The 2,767-nt window shown below is 72.1% G+C and carries 5 protein-coding genes and 1 pseudogene; all 6 read left to right on the top strand.

What is annotated here, in order from left to right; translation table 11 throughout:
* A pseudogene (locus tag JNW87_RS41885) lies at positions 1 to 135 on the top strand (hypothetical protein); the annotation flags it as partial.
* Between the two features lie 76 nt (positions 136 to 211).
* A complete protein-coding gene (locus tag JNW87_RS37170) occupies positions 212 to 892 on the top strand; it encodes a hypothetical protein (RefSeq protein WP_238455331.1) in 681 nt (226 codons plus the stop codon).
* A gap of 103 nt (positions 893 to 995) precedes the next feature.
* Positions 996 to 1,286: an ATP-dependent Clp protease adapter ClpS gene (gene clpS, locus JNW87_RS37165; RefSeq protein WP_089010866.1), complete on the top strand. Its 291-nt coding sequence runs from the start codon at positions 996 to 998 to the stop codon at positions 1,284 to 1,286.
* A gap of 2 nt (positions 1,287 to 1,288) precedes the next feature.
* Positions 1,289 to 1,792: a DUF2017 domain-containing protein gene (locus tag JNW87_RS37160; RefSeq protein ID WP_201749666.1), complete on the top strand. Its 504-nt coding sequence runs from the start codon at positions 1,289 to 1,291 to the stop codon at positions 1,790 to 1,792.
* Positions 1,793 to 1,847: 55 nt separating this feature from the next.
* Complete coding sequence (locus JNW87_RS37155) at positions 1,848 to 2,336, top strand: Mov34/MPN/PAD-1 family protein (RefSeq protein WP_109802092.1); 489 nt, start codon at positions 1,848 to 1,850, stop codon at positions 2,334 to 2,336.
* A 67-nt stretch (positions 2,337 to 2,403) separates the two neighbouring features.
* Positions 2,404 to 2,767, top strand: a 364-nt coding sequence (locus JNW87_RS37150; protein ID WP_238455330.1) for a MoaD family protein, incomplete at its 3' end; no start/stop codon positions are given.

The raw sequence follows: 2,767 nt of genomic DNA, 5'->3' as shown, positions 1-2,767 counted from the left end.
GGGCACGGCGGCAGCGTCTCGCTGGTCGTCGACCCGCAGGTGACCACGCTGCTCGACTTCCACTTCCGTCCGCACCTGAAGGCCGAGAACGGCAAGGGTCGGCCAGGCCGACCACGCGGCGCTGCGCCGGGCGCTGGTCGGCTGGGCCGCCGACGAGGGGCTGCGCCGGGCCAGCGCGCAGCCGCCCGTGCTGCCGGGCGAGCACGGCCGGGTGAGCGTGGTGCCCGGCCTGGACCCGGGTGACGTCGGCGACCGGCTGGACCGGCAAATCCGCTCCTGTGCCCAGCGGATCCGCCAGCACCTGGCCCTGGAGTTGGCCAACATCCACCTCCGGGTGGTGCAGGAGATCGTCTTCGGGGTCGGCCCCGCCGGCCTGCCGCAGCTGCTCGACCGGGAGATGGAGGCCCTGTCGCTGCTCGCCACTGCCCAGTGCGACCAGGCCGCCCGGGCCATCCTCGACGAGGCGGCGGCTCGGGTCTTCGGCGCGCCCCTCGCCGCGGGGGTGCGTCGCCGGATCGCCAATGCCGTGCGCTGGGGCCTCGCCGACCACCCGGCCGGTCGGGAGTTGGACCGGGTCCTCCTGGTCACCAGCACCGCCGGGGTGGCGGGGTTGAGCGGTGCGGGCGCCATCGACGCGCTGGCCGGCTTTCCCGGTGCGGAACGCGTCGAGGTCCTGCCGCCGGTGGGGGTGGCCCTGTCCGGGGGCTGCTGGCAGCACTGGCGCGGGCCCGGCAACGACGACCCGAACGGTGCGCGATCCTGGGCGCAGCGGGCGCTGCGCGAGGTGGAGCTTGAGCTCTCCAGCGAGGTGTCCCGTCGCTTCGAGGTGATCCGTCTCTCGTTGGGCGCGGTGCTCACCGATGCTGTCGACCACGGCATCCTGCTCGCCTGAGGTCGGCTGCGCCGACCCGTCTCCGCCCGCCCGGGAGGGTGATCCGGGCCGGCGCGGCGTTCCGGTTCATCGCTTCCCCGAATCCGGTGGCACGATGGGGGGCATGGCGGCTCCACAGGTTGCACCGGTCGAGACGCCGGACACCGACGAGGTGCCGGTCTCCGACCGGCCATGGGTGACGATCGTGTGGGACGACCCGGTCAATCTGATGACGTACGTGACCTGGGTCTTCCAGAAGCTCTTCGGGTACAGCCGGGAGAAGGCCGAGCAGCTCATGCTGGACGTGCACCACAAGGGCCGGGCCGTCGTGTCCAGCGGCGCTCGGGAACGGATGGAGCACGACGCGTCGCAGCTGCACGCGTACGGGCTGTGGGCAACGGTGGACCGGTCGTGAGCATGTTCCGTCGTCAGGGCGACCGGTACGTCGCCGACCTGGCCCTGGACGAGGTCCGGGTGCTGCGGAAGGTCGCCTCCGAGGTGGTCGGCCTGCTCACCGACGGCTTCGACCACAGCGACCCGGTGGTGGGCCGGCTCTTCCCCGAGGTCTATCCCGACGACTCGGCGAGCACGGCCGAGTTCCGCCGGTACACCGAGGGCGACCTGAAGACCGCCAAGATCGACCAGGCCGGCGCCATCCTCGCCGCCCTGCCCGACTCCTCCGGTGAGGCCGGCGGCGAGGTGCGCCTGGACGCCGAGGCGGCCGAGGCGTGGCTGCGCGCGCTCAACGACGCCCGGCTGGCGATGGGCGTCCGCCTGGAGATCAAGGACGGCACGGACCTGGGCGAGGAGCTCGACGACGCGGTCGCCGAGGACCCCACCTCCTCCCGGGTGTTCCAGCTGTCGGTCTACGCGTATCTGGGCTACTTGCAGGAATCCCTGCTCAACGCCCTGATCGACTGAGTCGTGACGGCCGCCACCTCGCCGGGTGTGAGCGGCAGGCGTTAGGCTGGTCGGCGTGCTGAGCATCGACCGGTCGATCGTCGACGCGATCGTCGCCCACGCGCGCCGCGACCACCCGGACGAGGCGTGCGGCGTGGTCGCCGGTCCCGTCGGCAGCGACACCCCGACCCGGCACATCCCGATGGAGAATTCCGCCCGGTCCATGACGTTCTACGAGTTCGACTCGATGGAGCAGCTGCGGGTGTGGCGGGAGATGGACGACCGCGACGAGGAGCCGGTCGTCATCTACCACTCGCACACCGCGACCGAGGCCTACCCGTCCCGCACGGACGTCTCCTTCGCCGGTGAGCCGGGGGCGCATTACCTGCTCGTCTCGACCCGCGAGCCCGACACCGAGGAGATCCGCTCCTTCCGGATCGTCGACGGCGTGGTGACCGAGGAGCCGGTCCGGATCGTGGATGCCGTCGTGGACCCGCACGCCGTCCAGTCCTACATGTTCGGGCAGAGCCCGGCGACGGTCGACTACGAGTGTTCCGGCCGCTGACCTCTCAGCGCCGGCCCATTCCTTCCTTCCCGTCACCGCGGCACACCCGATCAAGGAGCACGACATCATGGCCATCGAGGTTCGCATCCCCACCATCCTGCGCAGCTACACCGGCGGCGCGAAGGTCGTCGAGGGCGCCGGGGACACCCTGGGCGACCTGCTCACCGACCTGGACTCCCGGCACGCCGGCCTGAAGGCCCGGCTGGTCACCGACGCCGGCGCGCTGCACCGGTTCGTCAACGTCTACGTCAACGACGAGGACGTCCGCTTCCTCGGCGCGCTCGACGCCAAGCTCAACGACGGCGACAGCGTCACCATCCTGCCGGCCGTGGCCGGCGGCGCGTTCGGCTTCGCGGCGGCAGCCGCGATCAGCCAGCACCGTGCGGCGGCGGCGCGATCAGTCAGCACCGTGCGGCGGCGGCCGCGATCGC

It is taken from the genome of Micromonospora sp. ATA51 (assembly GCF_016802855.1).
GTDB classification, from domain to species: Bacteria; Actinomycetota; Actinomycetes; order Mycobacteriales; family Micromonosporaceae; genus Micromonospora; species Micromonospora sicca.
This window is presented reverse-complemented; position numbering and strand designations above follow the sequence as displayed.